The organism is Candidatus Nanosynbacter sp. TM7-057 (assembly GCF_022828295.1).
GTDB lineage: Bacteria > Patescibacteriota > Saccharimonadia > Saccharimonadales > Saccharimonadaceae > Nanosynbacter.
The window spans coordinates 199,467-224,128 of record NZ_JAJQJT010000001.1; the positions used below are offsets into that span (position 1 = coordinate 199,467).

At 43.7% G+C, this 24,662-nt stretch carries 15 protein-coding genes, 3 tRNA genes and 3 rRNA genes; 4 read left to right on the forward strand and 17 right to left on the reverse strand.

The features are described 5' to 3' along the window. Positions 1–23: 23 nt before the first annotated feature. The 3 genes from infB to LRM45_RS01060 all read right to left on the reverse strand — a co-directional run bounded on the left by infB (position 24) and on the right by LRM45_RS01060 (position 3,501). A complete protein-coding gene (gene infB / locus LRM45_RS01050) occupies positions 24–1,793 on the reverse strand; it encodes a translation initiation factor IF-2 (protein WP_243819013.1) in 1,770 nt (589 codons plus the stop codon). A 49-nt stretch (positions 1,794–1,842) separates the two neighbouring features. Beyond that, the gene (locus LRM45_RS01055; protein WP_129635204.1) at positions 1,843–2,919 is read right to left on the reverse strand and encodes a 30S ribosomal protein S1; all 1,077 of its coding nucleotides are present in this window, start codon (positions 2,917–2,919) and stop codon (positions 1,843–1,845) included. A 111-nt stretch (positions 2,920–3,030) separates the two neighbouring features. Continuing rightward, entirely contained in the window at positions 3,031–3,501 is a 471-nt protein-coding gene (locus LRM45_RS01060) for a hypothetical protein (RefSeq protein WP_243826400.1), read from the reverse strand. A 76-nt stretch (positions 3,502–3,577) separates the two neighbouring features. Here LRM45_RS01060 and LRM45_RS01065 point away from each other — a divergent pair, with 76 nt between their 5' ends. Together LRM45_RS01065 and LRM45_RS01070 are read left to right on the forward strand one after the other, a co-directional pair. Next, entirely contained in the window at positions 3,578–4,390 is an 813-nt protein-coding gene (locus LRM45_RS01065; RefSeq protein WP_243826401.1) for an ROK family protein, read from the forward strand. After that, positions 4,362–4,826 carry a hypothetical protein gene (locus LRM45_RS01070; RefSeq protein WP_243826402.1) on the forward strand — a complete coding sequence of 155 codons (465 nt, stop codon included), beginning with the start codon at positions 4,362–4,364 and terminating at the stop codon, positions 4,824–4,826. Before LRM45_RS01065 ends, LRM45_RS01070 begins: the two co-directional genes overlap by 29 nt. A gap of 41 nt (positions 4,827–4,867) precedes the next feature. Here LRM45_RS01070 and LRM45_RS01075 read toward each other — a convergent pair whose 3' ends face one another. From LRM45_RS01075 to LRM45_RS01135, 13 genes are all read right to left on the reverse strand, one after another. After that, positions 4,868–5,077: a con-10 family general stress protein gene (locus LRM45_RS01075; RefSeq protein WP_129637339.1), complete on the reverse strand. Its 210-nt coding sequence runs from the start codon at positions 5,075–5,077 to the stop codon at positions 4,868–4,870. 327 nt (positions 5,078–5,404) lie between these two features. Next, positions 5,405–6,121, reverse strand: a complete 717-nt coding sequence (locus LRM45_RS01080; RefSeq protein WP_243826403.1) for a hypothetical protein — start codon at positions 6,119–6,121, stop codon at positions 5,405–5,407. Next, complete coding sequence (locus LRM45_RS01085; protein ID WP_243826404.1) at positions 6,118–6,816, reverse strand: DUF3152 domain-containing protein; 699 nt, start codon at positions 6,814–6,816, stop codon at positions 6,118–6,120. Before LRM45_RS01085 ends, LRM45_RS01080 begins: the two co-directional genes overlap by 4 nt. 118 nt (positions 6,817–6,934) lie before the next feature. Further along, positions 6,935–7,043 (reverse strand): 5S ribosomal RNA (rrf, locus tag LRM45_RS01090). Positions 7,044–7,224: 181 nt separating this feature from the next. Then, positions 7,225–10,342: ribosomal RNA gene (locus LRM45_RS01095) — 23S ribosomal RNA — on the reverse strand. 270 nt (positions 10,343–10,612) lie between these two features. Next, positions 10,613–11,752, reverse strand: coding sequence for a dihydroorotate dehydrogenase (quinone) (pyrD, locus tag LRM45_RS01100; protein ID WP_243826405.1), 1,140 nt, complete (start codon positions 11,750–11,752; stop codon positions 10,613–10,615). A gap of 89 nt (positions 11,753–11,841) precedes the next feature. Beyond that, positions 11,842–11,918 (reverse strand) — tRNA-Val (locus tag LRM45_RS01105). Positions 11,919–11,931: 13 nt separating this feature from the next. Next, positions 11,932–12,008 (reverse strand) — tRNA-Ile (locus tag LRM45_RS01110). Positions 12,009–12,057: 49 nt separating this feature from the next. Beyond that, positions 12,058–12,134, reverse strand: a tRNA-Ala gene (locus tag LRM45_RS01115). Positions 12,135–12,733: 599 nt separating this feature from the next. Continuing rightward, positions 12,734–14,260, reverse strand: a 16S ribosomal RNA gene (locus LRM45_RS01120). A gap of 213 nt (positions 14,261–14,473) precedes the next feature. Next, positions 14,474–14,905: a divergent PAP2 family protein gene (locus LRM45_RS01125; protein WP_243826406.1), complete on the reverse strand. Its 432-nt coding sequence runs from the start codon at positions 14,903–14,905 to the stop codon at positions 14,474–14,476. Positions 14,906–14,907: 2 nt separating this feature from the next. Continuing rightward, complete coding sequence (gene gyrA, locus LRM45_RS01130) at positions 14,908–17,406, reverse strand: DNA gyrase subunit A (RefSeq protein ID WP_243826407.1); 2,499 nt, start codon at positions 17,404–17,406, stop codon at positions 14,908–14,910. A 9-nt stretch (positions 17,407–17,415) separates the two neighbouring features. Next, a complete protein-coding gene (locus LRM45_RS01135) occupies positions 17,416–19,404 on the reverse strand; it encodes a DNA gyrase/topoisomerase IV subunit B (RefSeq protein WP_243826408.1) in 1,989 nt (662 codons plus the stop codon). Between the two features lie 150 nt (positions 19,405–19,554). Between LRM45_RS01135 and LRM45_RS01140 the strand changes: the two genes are divergently transcribed. Both LRM45_RS01140 and LRM45_RS01145 read left to right on the forward strand, forming a co-directional pair. Beyond that, positions 19,555–21,159, forward strand: coding sequence for a hypothetical protein (locus tag LRM45_RS01140; RefSeq protein WP_243826409.1), 1,605 nt, complete (start codon positions 19,555–19,557; stop codon positions 21,157–21,159). A 10-nt stretch (positions 21,160–21,169) separates the two neighbouring features. Next, positions 21,170–21,739 (forward strand): hypothetical protein, encoded by a 570-nt coding sequence (locus LRM45_RS01145; protein ID WP_243826410.1) that lies wholly within the window; start codon positions 21,170–21,172, stop codon positions 21,737–21,739. Between the two features lie 14 nt (positions 21,740–21,753). Here LRM45_RS01145 and LRM45_RS01150 read toward each other — a convergent pair whose 3' ends face one another. Next, on the reverse strand, positions 21,754–24,654 hold the full coding sequence (locus tag LRM45_RS01150) for a type IV secretory system conjugative DNA transfer family protein (protein WP_243826411.1): 2,901 nt from the start codon (positions 24,652–24,654) through the stop codon (positions 21,754–21,756). Positions 24,655–24,662 lie beyond the last annotated feature (8 nt).

Genomic DNA, 24,662 nt, shown 5'->3' on the forward strand with positions numbered 1-24,662 from the left:
AAAAAGTCAATGCTTAGAACAGTCTATCCCAGTGTCTTCTTCACTAATTCCCTAGTAAAGAACTCCAGCTTGTCGCCAATTTCTAAGGTAATTTTTTTCTTCGTCCTGAGGCTCAATCCACACATTTCACCTTCAAAGACTTCTTTTGCCTCTTGTTGCTGACGTTGTACAGAAGAAACCTCAACCTCGGCAATTTGCTCTCCGCCACGTTTTACGCGCGCCAGCAAGTCCTTAGCGACTTTACCGTGCTTCACTTCGCCACCAGCAATCACTTCTTCGCGCATCGTCCTAAATACGCCCTTAATTTCCAACTCACCAATTTCAGTTTCAACGATTTCTGGCGCTAGCAAAGCCTCCATTGAAGCCTTAGCGTCATCCAACAATTCATAAATCACCTTAAAAATTCGCACTTCTACATGTTCACGCGCCGCTAATCGCTTAACTGCTGGTGGCAAATCGACATTAAAGCCATAAATCACCGTATTTTCACCGACCGCCAAATGAATATCGTTCTCGGAAATATTGCCAACACCAGTTCCAACAACATGAAGCTCAACTTCGCCATTAGTGTCAATCAGCTTCAAACTATCAACCACAGACGTTACCGAACCCTGAACGTCAGCCTTAACGATTACATTAAATTCTTCCGCATCAAGCTTTCGATTCATCATCTTAAGAATATCTGCGCCAGTAACATTGGTTGTGGCTGCCATTTTCTCCTGTTCAATTTTAGCCTTTTGCGCCAAATTGCGAGCTTCTTTTTCGCTCTTCGCAATCTCAAATCCATCACCGAATTGTGGCAATTCCTTAAATCCAGTCATATTCACTGGCATACTTGGACCGGCATCTTTAACGGTTTTACCACGGAAATCTTGAAGCGTTCGGACTCGCCCGTAAGCCGTCCCAGCAACCAAATAATGACCAGGTTTCAAATGACCATTCTCCACCAATAGCCCAACAACAGCGCCACGACCAGTTTCCATGTGTGCCTCAATAACCAAACCTTCAGCCGGAACGTCTTCATCCGCGCGCAAATCTTCCATATCCGCCACCAATAAAACCATATCCAAAAGCTTGTCTAAGTTCTGACCAGTTTTTGCACTAACCTCAACCATCACAGTGTCGCCGCCCCATTCTTCAGGATTCAAGCCATGTTCAGACGCCAATTGAGTTTTTACCAGTTGCGGATTAGCCGCTTCTTTATCAATCTTGTTAATTGCCACCACAATTTTAGCGTTAGCTGACCTAGCAAATCGAATAGCTTCAACAGTCTGAGGTTTAACTCCATCATCTGCTGCCACCACGATAATCACCACATCGGTCAGTGTAGCTCCGTGCTGCCTCAGCGCCGCAAAAGCCTCGTGACCTGGAGTATCTAGTAAAGTGATAGTTCGTCCGTTGCGCTGAGCTTGATAAGCGCTAATATGCTGAGTAATTCCTCCGGCTTCACTAGCCGCTGTTTTCTTATCAAGAATCGCATCTAGCAAACTCGTTTTACCGTGGTCAACATGCCCCATCACAGCTACAATTGGCGGACGAGGAACTGCCTTGTCTGATAATTTGTGCGCATGGTGATGAATTTCCGCAGAAACCGTCTTCCGTTTCAGCTGCACATCTAGCCCTAATTCTTCAACAATAATCTGTGCAGTCTCAAAATCTAGTCGCTGATTAATTGTCGCAGCGATTCCGTTCTTAAACAATTCACCAATCAGCGTAGTTACTGACAATCCCAGAGTTTCGGCCAACTCGCCAACCGTTACCGAATCCGCAATATTGACGATTTTTTCTGCCATAATAAGCTCCTCTCACCTCTGGGCGTAACTACGCTTCAGGGGATTTGTATTATTTTTTCTTTGATGATTTGCCGAGTGAAAGAGAAATCTTACGATTTTCCTTATCGATATCCAAAACTGTAAATTCTTTACGCTCGTTCAACGTAAATACCTTTTCAGGATCAGTACCGTCACCGCCAAGCTCTGACACGTGAACCAAAGCTTCAACCGCTGGGCTCAATTGTACGAATGCACCAAATGGAGTAATTCGAGTTACAGTTCCCTCAACTTTCTCGCCAGGCTTAAATTGCTCAACTTCATCCAACCATGGATCCTTAGTCAATTGCTTCATACTCAAGCTCAAGCGCTCTTTGTCGATTGCAATAATCTTAGCTTCGATAGTTTGACCAACTTTTACGTAGTCAGATGGGTTATTAACACGCTCCCAACTAATTTCTGAGATGTGAATCAAACCTTCAATACCTTCAACGTTAACGAATACGCCAAAGTCAACAACACCCGTAACAACACCTGTAACCGTATCACCAATTGCCAACTTCTGGAATCGCTCTGCCAAGCCTTCTTTAACCGCCTCTTTTTCAGAGAAGATCAATTTGTTAGCTTTTCGGTCAGCGTCCAAGATTCGCGCTTTAATGTCCTTCTTTACCAAGCTGTTCAATCGTTGCAAGATTTCGTCCTTGTCGCTAGAACCTACACGAGGATAGTGTTCAGCTGACAGTTGCGATACTGGCAAGAATCCGCGAATACCTTCATATTCAACCAGCAGTCCACCACGGTTAGCGTCGTATGGCACAACGGTGATGATTTCACCAGATTCCAATTTAGCCATAACTTCATCCCAACCACGATCTTTCGCAGCCTTGCGCAATGAAAGTAGCGAATAACCATCTTCCAATTCGGTATCAATTACGCTAGCAATTACTGAATCGCCAACATTGTAGTTCTTTGAAAGGCTAACTTCGCGGCGTGGAACCAAGCCAACACCCAAAGGTCCTAAATCGATTAAAATTTCGTGCTTCTTTACTGATAAAACAGTACCGTCAACCGTTTCGCCAACAGTAAGTTGTTTAACACTATCGCCTGCTTGAGCCAGCAGGTCATCCATTGTAATTTTGGCATCTGCCATAAGTCTTCTAAAGACCCCTTCCTTAAAATTGATATTATTCTTCAGGGACATAATAAAAATATCCCCACAGATTATCACAATTATATCACAACAGATAGATAGAAGTCAAAGTTAGATAAGATAGCGAGATCGCTGATAAGCCACCGTCAAAAACGCCAAAATACCAAAGGCCACTGCAGAAACAGCTACATCTTCTGGTCCAGTTTTTGGCAATCCTTTATCAGATTGCTTAGAAGTAGTAGAGGGAGCTGGCGTTGTAGATGATGGTGATTGTTGAGACTGAGAAGATTCAGACGCAGGAGTTGTCTTTTTTGACTCTTCAGTCTTCACGTCGGTTCGCGCCTCACCTCTTCCGCCCGACTGACTATTCGTTTTTTGATCTGCAGACTGCTGAGGTGTACTGTTGTTTTGCGAATTCTTGTTGCTATTCTCTGATGCTACCAAATCGCTAGAAATTGGCGACCCGTCTTGTGACAAATTATTCTGCCTAATTCCGTAAAGAACAGCCAAAGATATAGCCACTAAAATAGCACCCACTACTACAAAAATTCCAATTGATCCAGTCTGATTTACTCGCTTCATATTATATCTCCACTCAAATTTTCTTTATTATATCATAATGACCTCTTATAAGTAAAGCTGGTGATATAATAAATATATGATTATTACGGTTGACACAGGTGGGACCAAAACATTAGTAGCCGGCTTTGACGAGGAAAAAAATCCTAAGCATATCATTAAATTCCCCACCCCTAAAAACGTAAACCAATATATTCAACGTGTTGCCGATCAAATTCACCTGATTACGAATGATAAGCCAATTGACGCAATTTCCATAGCCCTGCCAGGAGTAGTCAAATACGGCATGGCAGTGTGGTGTCAAAATCTCGGTTGGAAAAATCAACCTATCCGCGAGCTGCTTTCCCGATACTTTCCTAATATACCAATATTCATCGCAAATGACGCCAATATGGCAGGACTGGCAAGTATGCTCAGATTGCCCAAAACTCCCAGATGCGGTCTATACATCACCCTAGGGACCGGCGTTGGCACTTCCTTAATCCTGAATGGAAATCTACATAAAGAGCTTAGCGACTGCGAGGGCGGACATATGTCTTTGAATTACAATGGCAAGATTACCACTTGGGAAGAGATTGCTGCGGGTAGGGTTTTACAGAGAATTTTTGGCGAATTATCATCAGACACACCCCTGGAAGTCTGGGAAGAGGTCGCCAATAGGATAAAAGCTGGATTGCAACCCCTCATAGCCTTTACGCAACCAGATGTCGTTGTTATTGGCGGGAGCGTGGGAGTGTTCACATCCTATTTTTCAGATATTTTAAGCGGTCTTCTGGCAGAAAACTTACCCGCCGCTATATCGGTACCAAAAATAATCAGCGCCCCTAACCCAGAAGAAATTGTATTATACGGATGCTACGACAATGCCATCAGTCAGCTTGCCTCAAATTGAACACGATTTTCCAGAACTACAATTCAAGGAGGGTGAAGTATTTTCCTGGAATCCTAATTCGCAAACAGTCTATTACGAAAAATTAGATTCACAAGAAGACTTAGTGCAACTTTTACACGAAATCGCCCACGCTAAACTTGGTCATAAAAATTATCAATATGATATCCAGTTAATCGAAATGGAAAGATCCGCCTGGGAGTACGCCGTTGATACTTTGGCTCCAAAATACGGCTTAACTCTCAGTATGGATTACGATAATATTCAAGATTCTTTGGATAGTTACAGGGACTGGCTACATAAACGCAGTCTTTGCCCTCAGTGTGGCGCAGTTGGATTACAGGCCACTTCCTCATCTTACAGGTGTATTAATTGCCATTCAGAATGGCGTGTAAATCAAGCAAAATCCTGCCAGCTTAAAAGATATCAAATAAAATAAGCCTCTCATACGGAGGCTAATTTTAAGAGATTGGAGCGGTCTTATTCTGCAATTTTTTGTACTGTCTTCTTAGTACGGCGTGAAATGCGTCCGCCCTTAGCACCAGCGATACGAGCCAAAGCTGGATTTGCAGCAAAGCCACCAGTTCGACCGTTTTTACCGCCCTTACGTCCGATTTTTGCGTAAAAATCTGGATCACGAGCTAGATTTTTTTGAGCAGCCTTTAAGCCGCCAGCCTTTGTTCCTGCCATAGGAAGGTTTTCCTCCGTTTTTAAAAAAGATTTCCACATAAATTTAAATGGAAACCCTCACCTTTATATATCACACATGATATGTGTTATGTTTATATGCTAGCATATTACTAATACTTTGTCAATATTTACATAAGTAGTTTTTATTGTGAATAAAATATTGCATTTTACTGACACGTTAGCTATACTAATAAAGTCAGTTACTGACGGCACCTGTTGGAGCTTTAGAAATCATGAGTTCCACCACAAAAAATTCTCGTTTTCTGCGAGATTCGAGAAGAAAAATATCCCATCACATAGAGGGATATTTTTTATTGCAGATTTATTCTAAAACTCTCTTAATAGATTATCTATCCTAAGCTGAGATTCTTGTGTCAACTCATTTTGTAAACCAATCCAAGCGTTAATAGCCACAGTAAATTTATCCCTAGCTATAGCAAACTGGTCGCTGTCTTTCTTTTCGTTAGCCGACTTCAAATCACGCACAGCCAATAAAATAGCGTCTATCCTCTTCATCACTAGCTTACGTAAGTCAACCTCGTCTTCTCTGGATTCCAACCTCTTCTTTACGCCAGTCCATATTTTCTCTATAGCAATAAAGTCATTTTGCCTGGTCTTCGATAGGTTATCTGACACTGTACGTATTTCACCGCTCAACTCCTTATCAAACTCCATAAAGCCAACAATCTTCTCTATACTCTGTATAGTTCGGTTCATCTTCTCTACTGATTTATTACATTCTTCCGAATACTTTTTAAATCTAGCATTAATGTCCCTCTGCCAAGATATAAAAAATACCACATCGCAGCTTTGGCGTTTATTTTTTAAATCAACCAAATATTCGTTCAATTTTTCAGCGGATAATTTGTCTTTTTGCAAGTTAACAAACAGCGAGCTTTCCACTTCGTTAGTGTTTTTTGTTACGCTTTGAACGTTTTCCCAAGATTTCCAACTCATGAATCCATACGCCAATATCATTATCAGCGTTATAAAACTCATGGCAATGGCCAATTTAAGTGTGCGATAATTTTTTATCAATTTCATAGTTCTATCCCTAGCGTAGTTGACCACAATTCACTATCAAGCGGCCAAGGATTAAAGGTACAACCTTGCAAGTCAATTGATTGCTGCTGCATAACCGCCGCTGGATTATTAACCCCAGAACAATTCAAATGCCCATGCCCCAGCCAGTGCCCAACTTCATGATTGATTACCATATGTCGATAATTACGAATGTCGCCACCCGCTTTATTCCACGCTGTAGTCGCGCCAGACCATCGATTATCATTGATAATAACAGAAGACCCGACTCGACAACTCCAATCCGCGTCACAACCTGACGAGAACGACGACATTAATTCGGCTTGCGACAGAACTAAATTGAAGTTTCCACCCTCTTTTACCTCTTTAAAAACAATTCCCATACGCGCCCAGCCTCGATTGTCGTTTAAGGTTTCGTTTACCTGTTTCGAGAATTCAGACAAATTTGATCGGACATTCCCCTTTGTTGATATTGTGTATGTGACTTCTTTTTTCACTCCAGAATTTGATTTTTTTGACGATTGATATATGGAGTGCCAATCTGGAGTCTGGATATCTGACACCTTAAAGCTGGATAGCGACGACGGAGATTTTATTTCAGAGAAAATTTTAGCACTAATCGCCTTCTTCACATCACTCTTAGTCTCATTGGGTGCTGTTATATTAACCGCTGGCGTTAGGGCAACAGCAATCGCCATACCACCAGTAGCCACCCTGCACACTATACACATACTTATATTCTAGCATCTGCCAAAACATACCACAAACGTTTTAAAATAAAGAAGAAAGCCACCCTATTAGGATGGCTTTCTTATAATTCGGCACCGTGCTAGTTTCCCACTTTCGCAGTATAATCGCCGCTGGGGAGCTTAACTTCTGTGTTCGGAATGAGAACAGGTGTTTCCTCCTCGCTATGGGCACCGAAGGAGGGGGTTACGACGCTTGGTTCCGTATATACTCCACGGTGGGCCAAACCCCTTTCTTCGATGTCCAACATCAGCACGGAATTGATTTTTAATTGACCGGTACTTTTGAAAAGCACCAATTACTAGTTAAGTCTACCTTATCCGCAATGTTTATGCAAGCATAAACTCCACGGACAAGGACATAAAAAGGCAATGGGACTATTAGTACGCTTTAGCTCCATACATTACTGTACTTCCACCTTGCGCCTATCAAACAGATAGTCTTTCTGTGTCCTCATAGGGAAACCTTATCTTGAGGTTAGTTTCGCGCTTAATATGCTTTCAGCGCTTATCTAGTCCGCACATAGCTACTCGACAATGCAGCAGGTGGCCACAATCGATACACCAGAGGTGCGTCCGCCCCGGTCCTCTCGTACTAGGGGTAGATCCTCTCAAGTTTCCTATCGTCCATACCGGATATAAACCGAACTGTCTCACGACGTTCTGAACCCAGCTCGCGTACCACTTTAATCGGCGAACAGCCGAACCCTTGGAAGGTGCTCCCCCTCCAGGATGTGATGAGCCGACATCGAGGTGCCAAACAGCGCCGTCTATGTGAACTATTGGGCGCTATAAGCCTGTTATCCCCAGGGTAACTTTTATCCGTTTGCGCTGTCGATCCCACATTCATGTACAAATGTACGTACAGCGGATCACTTGCTCCGACTTTCGTCTCTGATTGGAATGTACTCCTCACAGTCAAGCTGGCTTATGCGCATACACTATCACTTCGATTTCCATCCGAAGTTAGCCAACCTTTGAACGCCTCCGCTACTCTTTAGGAGGCAACCGCCCCAGTTAAACTACCCACCATACACGGTCCGCTAACCGGATAACGGTCAGCGTGAGAACACAATCACAACAAGGGTGGTATTTCACTTGGTGACTCCACAAATACTGGCGTATCTGCTTCAAAGTCTCCCACCTATGCTACACATGTTGAAACCATATTCAATGTAAAGCTGTAGTAAAGCTCCATGGGGTCTTTTCGTCCTGGTACGGACAGACGGCATCTTTACCGCCAATGCACTTTCACCGAGTCCTTCGCTGAGACAGTGCCCACATGATTACTCCATTCGTGCGGGTCAGAACTTACCTGACAAGGAATTTCGCTACCTTAGGACGGTTATAGTTACCGCCGCCATTGACTAGGGCTTCAGTTCGCACCGTGAAGCGCTCCCCTTAACCTTCCAGCATTGGGCAGGAGTCAGCCCCTATACATCCACTTTCGTGTTAGCAGAGACCTGTGTTTTTGATAAACAGTTCCGTGGGCTCTTTTGCTGCGGCCCCCACATCGTTAGACGTCAGAGGTTCGCGTTCAAAAGAACAATTCGTTTGCTCTATCTCAGAAAATTCGTTTTGTGATTAAAAATGTACTCTTTAACCTAATATTCACTGAGTGAACGCGGCTGATATCCACCGAAGTGGGGGCAGACCTTATCCCGAAGTTACGGTCGCTGTATTGCCGAGTTCCTTAGCGAAGGTTCGCTCGTAAGCCTGAGTCTACTCGACTCGAGCACCTGTGTTGGTTTGCGGTACGGGCGGCTAAGTCCACGCGTACACCTGCTTTTCTAGCCAGGGCTTTCACCAAAATCGCGACTCCGAAGAATCACTTTCACTCCCTTTGCGTTCCCGCTCGGTTGGACGGATAAACCATGAATCCGCTTCGATTACTTCCCCGTGAACAGTGTACAAAACTTAACCGGTTCAGGAATATTAACCTGATGTCCATCGCCTACGCTCTGCGCCTCGGCTTAGGCCCGACTAACCCTGAGATGATTACCATGGCTCAGGAAACCTTGCTCTTACGGCCGAGAGGATTCTCACCTCTCTTATGGTTACTCATTCCAGCATTCTCACTTCCTACCGCTCCACCGAACCTTCCGATTCGACTTCACCGCTGATAGGAACGCTCCTCTACCACGCCAGATAAATCTGACATCCATATCTTCGGTATAACGTTTTAGCCCCGTTACATTTTCCACGCAAGATCTCTTGACTAGTGAGCTGTTACGCACTCTTTAAATGAATGGCTGCTTCTAAGCCAACATCCTAGCTGTTTAAGAAATCTCACCTTGTTTCCCACTGAACGTTAATTTAGGGACCTTAGATGATGGTCTGGGCTGTTTCCCTTTTGAGCACCGATCTTAGCACCGATGTTCTAACTGCCGTGATTACACACATGGTATTCGTAGTTTGTTAAGGGTGGGTACAGTTGCCCGCCCCAGTCCTTTACAGAGCTCTACCCCCATGTGCTACTAACACGACGCTAGCCCTAAAGCTATTTCGAGGAGAACCAGCTATCTCCGAGTTCGATTGGCATTTCACCGCTAACCACAAGTCATCCAAACACTTTGCTGCGTATCCTGGTTCGGTCCTCCACCACCTGTTACAGTGGCTTCAACCTGCTCATGGTTAGGTCACCCGGTTTCGGGTCTAATCCTTACAACTTAATCGCCCTATTCAGGCTCGCTTTCACTGTGGCTCCGTCAATTGACTTAACCTCGCTGTAAAAATTAACTCGCTGGATCGTTCTACAAAAAGCACGCCGTCACCGGACAAGCCGGCTCCGACTCCTTGTAGGCACTAAATTTCAGGATCTATTTCACTCCCCTCCCGGGGTTCTTTTCACCTTTCCATCACTGTACTAGTTCACTATCGATCGTATATTATATTTAGCCTTGGCTGGTGGTCCAGCCAGATTCAAACAGGGTTTCTCGTGCCCCGTCCTACTCGATAAAACATACATAAGGTCAGCGTCGTTTTCATATACACGGCTTTCACGTTCTTTGGCTAGTCATTCAAACTATTCTACTAACCACGCCGATTTCTTACCTTACTAACTGTTGATAGCCAGTTATCGCAAATCAGATTATTTGAATGAATCAAATTCTCTGACTTGGTCATATGTAATATCACAACCCCTTATAAGTATTCGTCTACCAACTTATTTGCCTAAATTAATAGGCAAAAACTTAAAAGGTTTGGGCTGTTGCGATTTCGCTCGCCACTACTTTCGCAATCGTTATTTACTTTCTCTTCCTCATCCTACTAAGATGTTTCAGTTCAGATGGTTCCCGCTCGCTTGCCTATGTGTTCAGCAAGTGGCAACATGACATGACTCATGCTGGGTTTCCCCATTCGGAGATCTCCGGATCAAAGCTTGTTGACAGCTTCCCGAAGCTTATCGCAGTCTTCCACGTCCTTCGTCGGTAATATACGTCTAGGCATCCATTTAGCGCCCTTGAGTACCTTTTTATGCATTGACTTAACTAGTAGTTGCTACTTTGCAATTACTACTACCGTCAATTAAAAACTCAATTTCTTTTACTCTCAAATTGTTAATGATCAGTGCCTCACACATTTGAGTGCACAATTGACAGGTCAATAAATTGACAAATCTATCTACACTCAGATGTTTTCTCACTGCCCTCGCACGCTTTGCAGTGTATTGCCAGAGGTTCGTTTGAACATTCGCTTAACTAGTAATTAACTATACAGCAGCTGAGATTCTTTTGCAAGGGTTTTTTCAAAGTTTTTTCGACTTTTTTTGCTTTTTATTAAAATCAGCACCAATCGCCTCAGAAATACTAGAAAAACCGTCATTTTTTAGCAACTGAATCAACTCGCGATTTATTCGCCCAATTAACTGCGGACCTTCGAAAAACAGCCCAGTGATAAGCCCAACTAGACTAGCGCCTGCCTTAATCTTAGCGTATGCATCTTCGGCCGAAAAAACTCCTCCAACACCAATAATAGTCAGTTTATCTCCATAGTTTTTATATGTATGCTTAATCAATTCTAAGCTATGTGTGCGAGTAGGTTCGCCGCTTAATCCACCCCTAATGTCACCAGTCAAAGGATCTTTAAGATCTACCTTCTCACGATCCTTTATTAAATTAGCAACCGTTACGCCCTGAATATTATGCTCAACAATAACCTTTAATAGCGAGTCGAACTGCTTCAAATCATACAAATGTGGCATTTTAACCCAGAAAGGAACATTTCTCTCTACAGAATCTAATTCGCTTAATAAAGTCTCTAGTGTATCGGCATAGATAAACGGCTCCTTGCCAGCATTCGGACAAGAGATATTAATCTCTATAACGCTTGCCAGATTGTTTTCTACGATATAACTAACCGCTTTTTTTACGTCCCGAATTATATATTCCTCCGGAACGACTGGCCCAAATTCGTCTTTCGTGGATTTATCAGCAATAACAGCCACAGACACAACAGCCGGCATTGATTTAACTTTAGGTCTGTTTAATTCAATGTAGTCACTAATCTTCTCTAATCCATAATTTGGCATACCAGCGTACACAACTACAGACTTGGTGTTCGGCAATCGATGAAACCATGGTCGCAGATTCCCCCTTCTCGGCTCCATAGTCACAGATCCACCAGAAGCAAAGCCAAATCCAACATCTTCCATTAAAGGTGACAATTGTACATTTTTATCAAATCCTGCTGATAAGCCTATTGGGTTATTAAATACAACTCCATCAATTTCCTGCTGTAGCGACTTGTCCTGGAAGCTCCATAATTTACGAATAGACCATCTAATAGGAGAAAACGCCTGCGCCAAACGACCGCAAAAAATAGTTAACTTGTGAGTAAAGTCTGGTGTTAGTAGGAATAATATTGGCTTGATAATACGCTTATACATATTTTAAGAGTATAGCTATCTATTGCTTATTACGCAAGAATTGTAAATAAAAAATCGCCTACTCGGCGATAATCCTGACTATCTATGATTGGTGGGCGCTGAGGGACTCGAACCCCCGACCCTCTCGGTGTAAACGAGATGCTCTAGCCAACTGAGCTAAGCGCCCATATTAAAAAATATGGTGGGCGATGAGGGACTCGAACCTCCGACCTCGTCATTATCAGTGACGCGCTCTAACCAGCTGAGCTAATCGCCCTCATTCGTCTTGGTGGAGTGTCGTGGACGTAAGCCCACTTCACCCCATATGGTGGAGACACAGGGACTCGAACCCTGGACCCCCTGCTTGCAAAGCAGGTGCTCTAGCCAACTGAGCTATGTCCCCATAAATTGCCAAGACTTTTTAATTGTACAGTATCTTTTTAATTCTGACAAGTGTATAATTAATAATATGTTATATCAATTTAGTTTTGGCTCGTTATTTTTTGGGATTTTAGTCTTAATTGCTGGTGGAATCGTCGTCGTTTTTCATCAAAAATTAGCCGACAATCTGGGAAGCGGCGTAAGTAGCTATGACCGTTTCAAATTTTGGGGACTTGTTACATGTGGAGTAGGATTCGCTATTATGCTCAGCCTACACACTATCCCATTAAACTGGCTACTAAACTCACTTTTTGGCGGCGGACTATAATAAGCGTCAGCAAAAAACATAAATAGCCAAAAATTATTGGCTATTTTTTATAATCGCAATTCTACCAAAATATCAGATTTAATTAAATCTATCATATAAAAAGCCCCTCGTAGAGGGACTTTTTCGTTTAACAACTTGATTGTGCAATTCATCAATCGGCTTATCGTAGAGAAAGGTTGAACTTTTGTCTCGTCCTCGAGAGGACTATTGTAAATATGTAAGCTCGACACATTTACGAGACCGACCTAGCTCAATCTGTGATTGCTCGACAGATTGGCATCGTTACTCCCTAGAAAGGAGGTAATCCATCCGCACCTTCCGGTACGGATACCTTGTTACGACTTAACCCCAATCATGCCCCCCACCTTAGGCCGACGAATCGGACTTCGGGTGTTGGTCACTTTCATGGTTTGACGGGCGGTGTGTACAAGACCCGGGAACGTATTCACCGCAACTTGCTGATTTGCGATTACTAGCGATTCCGACTTCATGCAGGCGAGTTTCAGCCTACAATCCGAACTGGGACTAGCTTTGATGCGATTTGCTTCACCTCGCGGCTTCGCTGCGCATTGTACTAGCCATTGTATTACGTTTCTAGCCCAGGACGTAAGGGAAATACTGACCTGACATCATCCCCTCCTTCCTCCCCGTTACCGGGGCAGTCTGAATAGAAAAATACAACTATTCACAAGGGTTGCGCTCGTTGAAGGACTTAACCTAACATCTCACGACACGAGCTGACGACGGCCATGCATCACCTGTCACAGGGTTCCAAAAGGCACAGTCTACTTTCGCAGACCTTCCCTGGATGTCAAGCCCTGGTAAGGTTCTTCGGTTATCATCGAATTAAAGAACATAATCCACCGCTTGTGCGGGTCCCCGTCAATTCCTTTATGTTTTAGCCTTGCGGCCGTACTCCACAGGCGGGATACTTAACGCGTTAGCTTCGCTACTGAAGGGGTCGATACCTCCAACAGCTAGTATCCATCGTTTACGGCGTGGACTACCCGGGTATCTAATCCGGTTCGCTCCCCACGCTTTCGTGCCTTAGCGTCAGAAATGGCCCAGTAACCTGCCTACGCCATCGGTGTTCCTTCTAATATCTACGGATTTCACTCCTACACTAGAAATTCCAGTTACCTCTACCATTCTCGAGTTTAACAGTTTGAATAATAGTCTGTATGGTTGAGCCACCAGGTTTCACTATTCACTTATTAAACCGCCTACGCAACTCTTTACGCCCAGTCACTCCGGATAATGCTTGCACCCTACGTATGACCGCGGCTGCTGGCACGTAGTTAGCCGGTGCTTATTCATGAGTTACCGTCATATTCTTCACTCATAAAAGAAGTTTACAACCCGAAGGCCTTCATCCTTCACGCGGCGTTGCTCCATCAGGCTTTCGCCCATTGTGGAAGATTCCTCACTGCTGCCTCCCGTAGGAGTCTGGACCGTGTCTCAGTTCCAGTCTGGCTGATCATCCTCTCAGACCAGCTATGGATCGTCGGCTTGGTAGGCCATTACCCTACCAACTACCTAATCCAACGCAGGCTTCTCCCAAAGCGCCCGAAGGCTTTAATCCGAAGACCATATGCGGCATTAGCTACCCTTTCGGGCAGTTATTCCTCACTTTGGGGCAAATTCCTACGCGTTACTCAGCCGTCCGCCGCTCGCCGACATTTTACACAAAATTCTTGAATAGATCTTCTATATTACCCAGAAGCTTCCAGAATTCAGTGTAAAACTCGCTGCCGCTCGACTTGCATGTGTTAGGCACGCCGCCAGCATTCATCCTGAGCCAGGATCAAACTCTCCGTTAAAATCTACTTTGTATCAAAGTATTAAGGCTCTACAAAAATATAAACTGACGATGATATTGCACAATCAAATTGTTAAAGTTCATTTTAAGTCAGACTGAAGTATGATTTACCTCGCTTTACAGATTGTAAATCGTTGCTTAACTCGCACTCCAGCAACCAGACTTGTTACTAATCTTACAGTATATAATTGCCTAGGTCAATAGATTTTTACAATTATTTTGTTGCGAAAAATACAACGGCAGCTACAAACACACCAATAACCGCTCCAGCCGCCACTTCTACAGGGGTGTGACCATGAGCAACGCGAAGTTTTTTCAACTTACTACCCTGCTCAGAGATTAACTTATTAAGCGTTTCGCCCTGCATTCCAGACGAATAGCGAACCATCATAGCATCATACATCACTATAATAGCCAGCCAAGTAGCTAGTCCAAATACAGAACTATCCCAGCCGTCTTGTAGCCCCAGAAATACCGCCAACGATACAACAATCGCACTATGAGCGCTTGGCATACCTCCGGATAGAAGTATTTTTGGGTTTGTATCACCGCTAAATACTCGACGATTACGCCCCATGAGATGAAACACTTGCTTCAGCCCTTGGGATATCGCCCATGCGATTACTGGAACTATCAAGACCTTCACTATTAATTACCCTCATCCTGCGGGCGATCAGCCATCAAGCCGATTGACGAAACAGCGTCGCCGTCAGATAGACGCATAATCGTCACACCCTGAGTCGTCCTACCGAGCAATTTAATATCGCTCAAGCCCAGGCGGATAGTTTGACCATTCTGAGAAACCAATAGCGCCTCTGTTATTTCTGGATCAATAGTCTGCACAGAGATAATCGGACCAGTTTTTGCAGTTACGACAGCGGCTTTTATACCAACTCCGCCACGCTTATGGCTTGGGAAATTCGACACCTTTGTGCGTTTACCGAAACCTTTCTCGCTAACCACCAGCAAGGTTTGGTCGTCACCCGTAACGATATCCATACCAACAACAGAGTCATTTGGACGTAATCTTACGCCACGAACACCACGAGCCGATCTGCCCATTGGGCGCGTATCTTTTTCATTAAAGCGAATAGCTTGTCCTGCAGACGTAGATATAATCACATCATTTTCGCCAGTCGTCCTCTTTATCCAGCGCAGTTCATCGCCCTCATCCAATTTAATAGCAATCAATCCGTTCGTACGAACATTGGCATAATCTTTTACAGGAGTCTTCTTAACTGTACCCTTCTTTGTCGCCATAAATAGATATCCGTCTTCATTAGCGTTCTTTTCGTGCTTGATAATCGCTGTTATCTTCTCTTCTGGCTGAAGTTGTAATAAGTTAACCGCAGCAACACCTTTCGCACTCAAGCTGGCGGCTGGTACTTCGTAAGCCTTCAGTCGGAAAATTCTACCCATATTGGTGAAGAATAGCAGATAATCGTGCGAGCTTGCCTGAACAACCTGATCAATGACATCTTCTTCCTTAGTCGTCATACCGCGCTTGCCTTTACCGCCACGATTTTGCCTACGATAATCACTCACAAGAGTTCGCTTGATGTAATTCTCGCTTGTAAGCAGAATTACCGACTCTTCCTCTGGAATCAGTTCCTCGTCAGAGAACTTTCCTAGTTCGTGATTAATGATCTTACTGCGCCGCTCATCGCCATACTTTTCTTTCATAGCAAGCAATTCTTCCTTAACAACACGCAAAATCTCGTTCTCGTCAGCCAAAATTGCCTCCAGCTTCTTAATCAGTTCATGAAGTTGCTTCAATTCTTCTTCAATCTTGTCGCGCTCCAGCCCTTGCAATCGTCGTAGTTGCATCGCCAAAATTGCGGCCGCTTGAATTTCCGACAGACCAAATCTCTCCATCAAACGCTTGTCGGCATCGTCATAACTTTCGCGAATTGTCTTGATCACCTCGTCGATATGATCAAGCGCAATTTTCAGACCTTCCAATATATGCGCCCGCTCTTTAGCTTTTCGAAGTTCAAACTCAGTCCTGCGTCGAATAACGCCTTGACGATGCTTAATGAATTCCGCCAAAATCTCTTTCAAGCCCATAACTTTAGGCTGAATACCATTGACCAAAGCCAGGACATTATAATGGAATGATGTTTGTAATCCAGTCAATTTATACAACTGGTTAAGAATCTTCTTTGGATAAGCATCTTTTTTCAGTTCAACAACAACTCGAACCTTACCGCGAGCACTTTCATCTCGCGCATCGGCAATGTGCGTTATTTTTTTGGCAAGGACAAGTTCTCGAACCTTATCAACAAAGCCCTCTTTGCTCATACCATACGGAACTTCGGTGATTATAATACTGTAACGGCCATTTTTGCGCTCTTCAATCGACGCAACCGCACGAATCGTAACCGAGCCACGCCCAGTTTCATATGCTTGACGCATTGGCGCACCACCATAAACTTCCGCACCCGTCGGAAAATCAGGACCCTTAATATACGTCAATAGTTCGTCTAGTGTAATTTCAGGATTATCTATTTGAGCGACTGTAGCGTCAACCACCTCGCCAAGGTTGTGCGGTGGAATATTCGTTGCCATACCAACAGCAATACCCATCTGACCATTCAATAGAATATTTGGGACGGCTGACGGTAAAACTACCGGCTCTTTCTCTGTTCCGTCGAAGTTATCACGAAAATCAACAGTTTCTTTGTCGATGTCAGACAGCAACTCGCCGCCAATTTTATCCATTCGCGCCTCAGTATAACGAGAAGCCGCTGGCTCGTCACCGTCCATAGAACCGAAGTTACCCTGACCTTCAACCAGCGTATAACGCATCTTCCAGGGTTGAGCCAAGTTCACCATGGCGTCATAAATTGATGAGTCACCGTGCGGGTGGTAGTTACCCATAACTTCACCAACGATCTTCGCCGACTTCACTGTAGCATGAGGAGCACGCCAACCATTCTTATTCATCGCATACAAAATACGACGATTAACAGGCTTCAGTCCGTCACGAACGTCTGGCAAAGCACGGTCAATAATAACCGACATAGAGTATTTAAGGAAGGAGTCTTCCATAACACGCTCAACTGTCGACTTTTCAATACCGCGAACTTCTGGCTCTCCGTTCAGAATTTCTGGTTCTACTATATTTTTATTGTCATTGTCCGCCATATCTCCTCCTTAAAAGTCCAAATCTTCCACATTAACCTTAGCGGCATTTGTTTGAATAAAATTTTTCCTCAATTCTACGCTATCACCCATAAGCTTCGTAAATATCGCATCTGCCCGTTCCGCATCTTCAATATTAACCTTCACTAATGTTCGATTTTCTGGATTCATAGTCGTTTCCCATAATTGAGCGGCATCCATCTCACCAAGACCCTTAAATCGCTGCTGTGCCGTGTAGCCTGCTTGCTTAAATTTCTCAGCATTTTCATCAATCTTTACACCAGCAGCCTTGCGCTCATTGATCTTTTCGTTCAATTTTTGCTCGAGGGCTACTTCATCATAAACGTAATCTATCTTACGATTGCTGCCAGTTCCTCTACTCAACCCAAACAGAGGCGGCTTCGCCAAATATACATGACCCGCTTCAATCACTTCAGACATGTATCGGAAGAAGAATGTCATCAAAAGTGTAGAAATGTGCGCACCGTCAACATCGGCATCTGTCATAAATATAATCTTGTCGTAACGAATACCACTGATATCAAATTGGTCACCAATTCCAACGCCCATGGCCTTAATCAACGAAACAATTTCAGCATTAGCAAACATCTTATCAAACCTTGCACGCTCCGTATTCAACACCTTACCGCGAAGAGGAAGAACAGCCTGAATAGTTGAATCGCGACCATCCTTAGCCGAACCTGCAGCTGAATTACCCTCGACAATAAATAATTCACAATCTTTTCGATTACGAGATGAGCAGTCTGTCAACTTAGAGGGTAGATTTAAGCCTTCAAATGCCCCCTTACGGATAACGTTGTCGCGCGCAGCTCTTGCCGCCTTACGAGCTCGCGCCGCCAGCGTAGCCTTGCCGACAACCTTCTTAGCCGTAGCTGGATTTTCCTCCAAGTAGTACGCAAAATATTCGCTCATCACCTGATCAACATAGCGGCGCATCTCTGGATTACCAAGTTTATTCTTGGTCTGACCTTCAAACTGAGGATCTGGCAACTTCACCAAAATAACTGCCGTCAAACCTTCGCGGATGTCATCACCAGTCAGATTATCCTCTTTTTCTTTCAGTAAGCTATTCTTGCGAGCATAATCATTAATTACACGCGTGAGGGCTGTTCGAAAACCAACCAAATGAGTACCGCCATCAGGAGTTAAGACGTTATTGGCAAATGGCTTTACCACTTCAGCGTAAGTGTCGTTATACTGAACCGCAATTTCCACCATACAATCTTCAACCTGCTTCTCGACATAAAATATATCGTCCGATAAAACATCCTTGCCAATATTCAGGTTTTTTACATAGCTCTGAATACCGCCCTCAAAGTAGAAAGCCTTTCGTTCGCCAGTTCGCTCATCAATAACCGACGTGTGAATGCCTTTTGTAAGGTACGCCTGATGACGAAGATAATTAACAACCCATTTATAGTCAAAATTAACCGTCTCCTTAAAGATGGTTGGGTCTGGATAAAATGTAATTGTCGTACCGGAACCATCAGACTTTCCAACTACTTCTAATTCTGCCTGAGGCACGCCTGTTGCGTATTCTTGGCGATAGATTTTGCCGTTCTTCCTAACTTCAGCAATCATCCGCGTAGATAGCGCGTTCACAACACTAGAACCAACACCGTGAAGTCCAGACGAAACCTTATAGCCGCCTCCGCCAAACTTACCACCGGCGTGTAAGATTGTTAATACCGTCTCCAATGTACTCTTACCTGTCTTTGGGTGTTTATCGACAGGAATACCACGACCATCATCAGATACTCGAACACCACCATCCTTTAACAAAGTTACTTCGACCTTTGTAGCGTAACCAGCGATTGCCTCGTCAATTGAGTTATCGGCAATCTCCTTAATCAAGTGATGCACGCCCTCATACCCCGTACTACCGATGTACATTCCTGGACGCTTACGAACCGGCTCAAGACCCTCTAGGACCTGGATTTGTGAGCCATCATAAGATTGTTCATTTGTTTGTTTAGCCATATCTCCCTCACTATTACCTGAATTATCAGCTCTTTTCAACAACCTTATTATACATCAAAATAGATATATTCTCAAACTATTTACTTTTTTAGTATGCTTATGCTAAAGTTAGATTAAAGTTATATAACAACAAAAATAAAAGAGGTCAAAATGTTCAAAAAAATTATCTCGCGCCTACCATACAGCCCTTCAATGATCCACAGTTTGGGCTTTTATGCGAAACGCTTACGTAAGGAAGAAGCTACTCGAAAGATCGGGCTTATCTTAACTGCCCTAGCGCTTATTGTGCAATCTTTCACTGTTTTTTCACCGCCAGAATCAGCCAACGCAGCAGATTCCAGCGACCTAATTTACGGCGGAATTTCTAGTGGCCAACAACTAATGGCTCATTATGACGCGAACACAAATAATATTCACGACCTCTACGATCATCTTGGTATTAGCCGCTCTGATTTGGTAGCGGCAACTGGTAATCTTCAAACCTTAAATAGCAATATGGGTACCTATTCATGGGGACTTACACCTCACTTTGGCGCAGCAAGAGGTGAAGGATCTTACGTAGTTCGTACGTCACAAGGCAGTGCTCGCACTTTCTACTATCGACCTCACAACCTCTGGGGCAGCTTCTCATATAGAGCATTCGTTGGATATTCAGCTGGAACCGGATGGTTTGCAATCATGCTTAACTGCGGTAACTTAATCCTTAAAATCGCACCACCGAGCCATCAATGTCCAACTGGGCAAATCGGAACATACCCCAACTGCTCCACTCCGCCACAGCCAGTAGCTACGTGTAACGCCTTAGACATAAAGAAGAATGGCGATACATATCAATTTACTGCTAACGCCAGTGCGGCCAATGGTGCGACAATCCAAAAATATGTATACAGCATTTACCGAGGAAATACTCTAGTTAAGACTATCGAAGGCAACGATAAGATCGTAACTTATACAGAGAAAACACCGGGATCATACAAAGTTGTTCTAACGGTAAAGAGCTCATTAGGCGATAAGACCTCAGACGCCTGCGTAAAGACATTTACTATACCAGAGCCAGCAAGGTGCCCTCAAAACCCTAAATTATTAAAGGATGATCCTCAATGTCAACCATGCCCAGGCGACTCTACCATATGGATTAATGATAGTCGATGTTCTGCCTCGTTCGTGCAGACAAAAACCGCAGTTAATCTCACCCAAAATAATGCCGATGCAACAACTACGGTTGCGAAATCTGGAGATCGAATTACCTACACTCTTTCGGTAAAAAACAAAGGTCTTAAAGAGGAAGAATTTACGTTTAAAGATCAAGTCAGCGATTTATTGGAATATGCAGACATATTCGACGCTGGTGGCGGAACATTGACAGATGATAAAGGTGCTAGCGCGGGCAGCGGCAACGCAAAAGTACTAGTATGGAACCCTATCAAGATCAAGCCAGGAGAAACTCAAAAGCGCAGCTTTACCGTCCAAATAAAGAACAGCATCCCGGCGATGGCTAGCGGTAAAAGTAATCCAATGTCTTATGACTGTAGGATCGATAACACATTTGGCAATACTGTCAGTACGAAAATTGACTGCCCTGCACCGAAAGTTATTGAACAAACCACTTCGCAACTACCAAAAACTGGTGCCAGCGAGAATATGATGTTCGCAGGAATTATTGCAGCCGTGGTCGTATACTTCTACGCTCGATCACGTCAATTAAATAAAGAAGTTAGAATCATTCGGCGAGACATGTCCGCAGGAACTTTATAGGAGGTGAAAAATGAGTGAAAAATTAAAATCTACCGTAGAGAATGCTGTCGACACCAGAGAATTAGTAGATTTAAGCAGAGAAAAAGCTGCTGAAATCGAAAGATCCCTAGAAAAGGCGGTTGAAAAAGAAAAATCAAATGCCGAAAATGAAAATAGCATTAAACATGAGGCTATAGAAATTGCCGCCCGCCAAGAAAAGCGACAAGAACAAAAAGAATCTAAAGAGATAAAAGAAGATAAGCCTCTTACAAAAAAAGATATTGAAGCTTCGTATAAGAAGACTTTGGAAAATGTACAAGACCAACTATCAGCTCCATCCAGAGCTTTCAGCAAGGTCATTCATAATCCAGTCGTCGAAAAGACTAGTGACGCAATCGGCAATACCGTTGCCCGCCCTAACTTAATCATCTCTGGCGCCTTAGGTGCAATAGCTTCTGTCGTTGTGTATTTTATCGCCAAACGATACGGATATCTATTATCAGGATCAGAAACTATTATCTTGTTTGTAGCTGGCTGGTCTATCGGCGCTGTTATCGAATACGCTCGAGTAGGGTTTATCAATAACAGGAAAAATAGCTAGATAGATGTTGAATCTTATCTCAAACTAATCATCACTTCACTATCGTCATCATCACCATTACGTAAATCGAGCCGATTCTTAACCACAGGTTGGTTCGGTTTTACATTTACAGAAGAGACAGGGTTATTATTTGTAGTCATGGACACATTTGTCCTATTGACGACAGCACTATCTATCGCAGAAGGTTGACTTTGCTGTTTGCTGTCAAGATTAGAAGCTGTAGCATTTACGCTATTTATATTAGAAGGCGCATTATTAACCACCCCTGGGCGACCTTGCGGATTCTGTATTTGCGAGGAAGTCTGTGGGGCTTGCGAATTTACTGGTCTTACAGTTGAGTTAGAAGCGGGCTTTCCTCCTAATTGTTGTCTCTTCGCTAGCCATTCATCCAAGAACGACGACCCACCAGATGCCTTTTGATTAGCAGAAGGCGCTAATTGAGAAGGACTCGTCTTTGGTTGCACACTACCTCTAATCCTGTCAAATATCTCCTTCTCGACAACAGCTCGCGGTCTACCATATTTAGCAGCAGATAGCCTTACTAACGCGTCTCTCAGCTGATTATTAACTTGCCCCATCGGAGGAATCCAATTCATGCTAAACGGCGCAGACGGCACATTATTAATCATCACAGAGGTTATAGATTGGAAGTTTGGCAATTTAGCCAAGTCGTCGACATCGAAGGTCGGCTGGAACTTCTTAACCATCAATTCGGCGTCAGTTACACCGATACGCCCAGAAATAACCGTACCGACGTTACCAATAATAGCTTCTCGTATCTTATCTGTTAACTGCGTCATAAACTGGTTACCCATAATAAGACTCAATTTATACTTACGAGCCTCAGACAAAATAGACTCAAAGCTGTCAGTGGCGAAGTTCTGGAACTCGTCAACATACAATGAGAAATCAACTCGCTGATCCTCTGGGATATCTGCCCGAGACATCGCTGCTGCCTGGAACTTCATCACAAAAATAATACCCAGAAGCTTCGAATTAAGTTCACCCATCTTACCTTTCGACAAGTTAACCAGCAAAATCTTATTATTATCCATAATTTCACGCAAATTAAATCCAGATTTAGTCTGACCAATGATATTGCGCATTGCATCGTTGGAGATAAATGGACCAAACTTTGATACAACCCATGAAATAACCTCACCTGCCTCATTTGACCTCTGTGACGCAGGAAATTCCTTTGTCCAGAAATCAATAACTTGCTGATCTTTTACATACTTAAGCTTGCTTTTTACAAATTCAGGATCAATAAGACACTTCGGCACGTCAATAAACGTTCCACCAGCAGGATCCGACATCAGCAGCAAGGCGCAGTTTCTAAAAATATGTTCCAAACGAGGGCCAACAATTCCCGTATGGCCTGGATCGTAAAGACCATACAGCATATTAATTGCCTCTTGAACCAAAAAGTCTTTTTGGTCTGGAGTGTCGAACTCAAACATATTCAACCCAATTGGATTAGTCATATCGGCAGGATTAAAGTAGATAATATCCTCAACGCGTTCTTTTGGAACCTTACCCAATAAAGATTCAACCAAATCACCGTGCGGATCAATAAAGGCAAATCCCCGACCATCCATCATATCCTGATAAGCCATATTTTCCTGCAAGACAGATTTACCAACGCCTGTTTGACCAATAATATATACGTGGCGGCGGCGGTCTTTTGTGCCGATTCGGATAGGTTTTTTGACTCCTCGAAATTCGTTATACCCAATCAGCAAACCCTCATCCAAAACGTCTGTTGGTCCATCAACCTGCTTGGACATCTGTCGCTTAACCTGTGAAGTCGGAATCGCGTTAGCTCCAGGCAAATGGAATAACGTTGCCATTTCTACACTGTTGAGAATATTACTACGAGTTTCCTGAGGAAAGAACCTCATAATATATGCTGTTGTCATTTCCTCAACATTCCTAGTTAAAGAGAACTTAAACCCATTATTGCGCGGTGAGTCAAACAACGAGAAGGCTGCTATTATATTTTTTAACAACACTTGAGAGCGCGCCGCAGTGTTTGACGAAATTACAACACGCACCAGAACTTCATACGCAGGATAGCGAGCTTTTTCGCTGATAGCATCCACCTCCGCCTGCTCTAAAGATGTTAGCTGCTTGTCCTCAGAACTAGAACCGCCGTCTTTTTCATTATTCTCTGGCGGTTTCCACAGAGCCTCCATAATATCCATAGGAGCAACGCCTCCAAAGCCTTTCTTCTTGCCCTTATTTTTCTTCATGCTGTCAATATGAGACTCTGAAGCCTTGGACCAACCGTCATACGCCGGACGTAGTAAAAATTGCACACCTATTCCATCTTCTCTGGACGCCGAAGATAAAGCATTTAATAATGCCCTGGAAGCATCTCTTTTCGACTCCTGATAAGTCGATATTGGATAAACAAAGGACTTTTTCAGGGTGAATTCGCCGCCGATGGTTCCGCTCATCTTGCCGACCTTGCTGAATATATTAGTATCAGATACCTCTTCTAGCCTAGCGGAAGGATATGCCGCCGCTACAGCTTGACGAATAACATCAACTAACACTAGCGGAACAACAGCATAATAATGAACTAACCCACCATGTGCAACAATCTCAAACGATATATGACGTTGGCCGTAGACTTTACTTTTGAATCCTTTAGTTGCCGTACTTGAGATAATATTGTACATCACCTGGGCTTGCGACAGCACCTCTTCAGTTAAATCTCGCTCATCTCGATTTGAACTATTGACGTCTTCACTTGTCGGAGGCAAATGTATAAGTAGCGGCACCATCTTCAAGCCTCGTTCATAATTTTTGGCTTCCCTCAGCATGTTACGATACAGCACAAAAGCTACCGCAGAACCAGCGGCTATAATAACAATCGCGATAAAACTAACTATCAAAGGACCCGCACCCATATAAAACC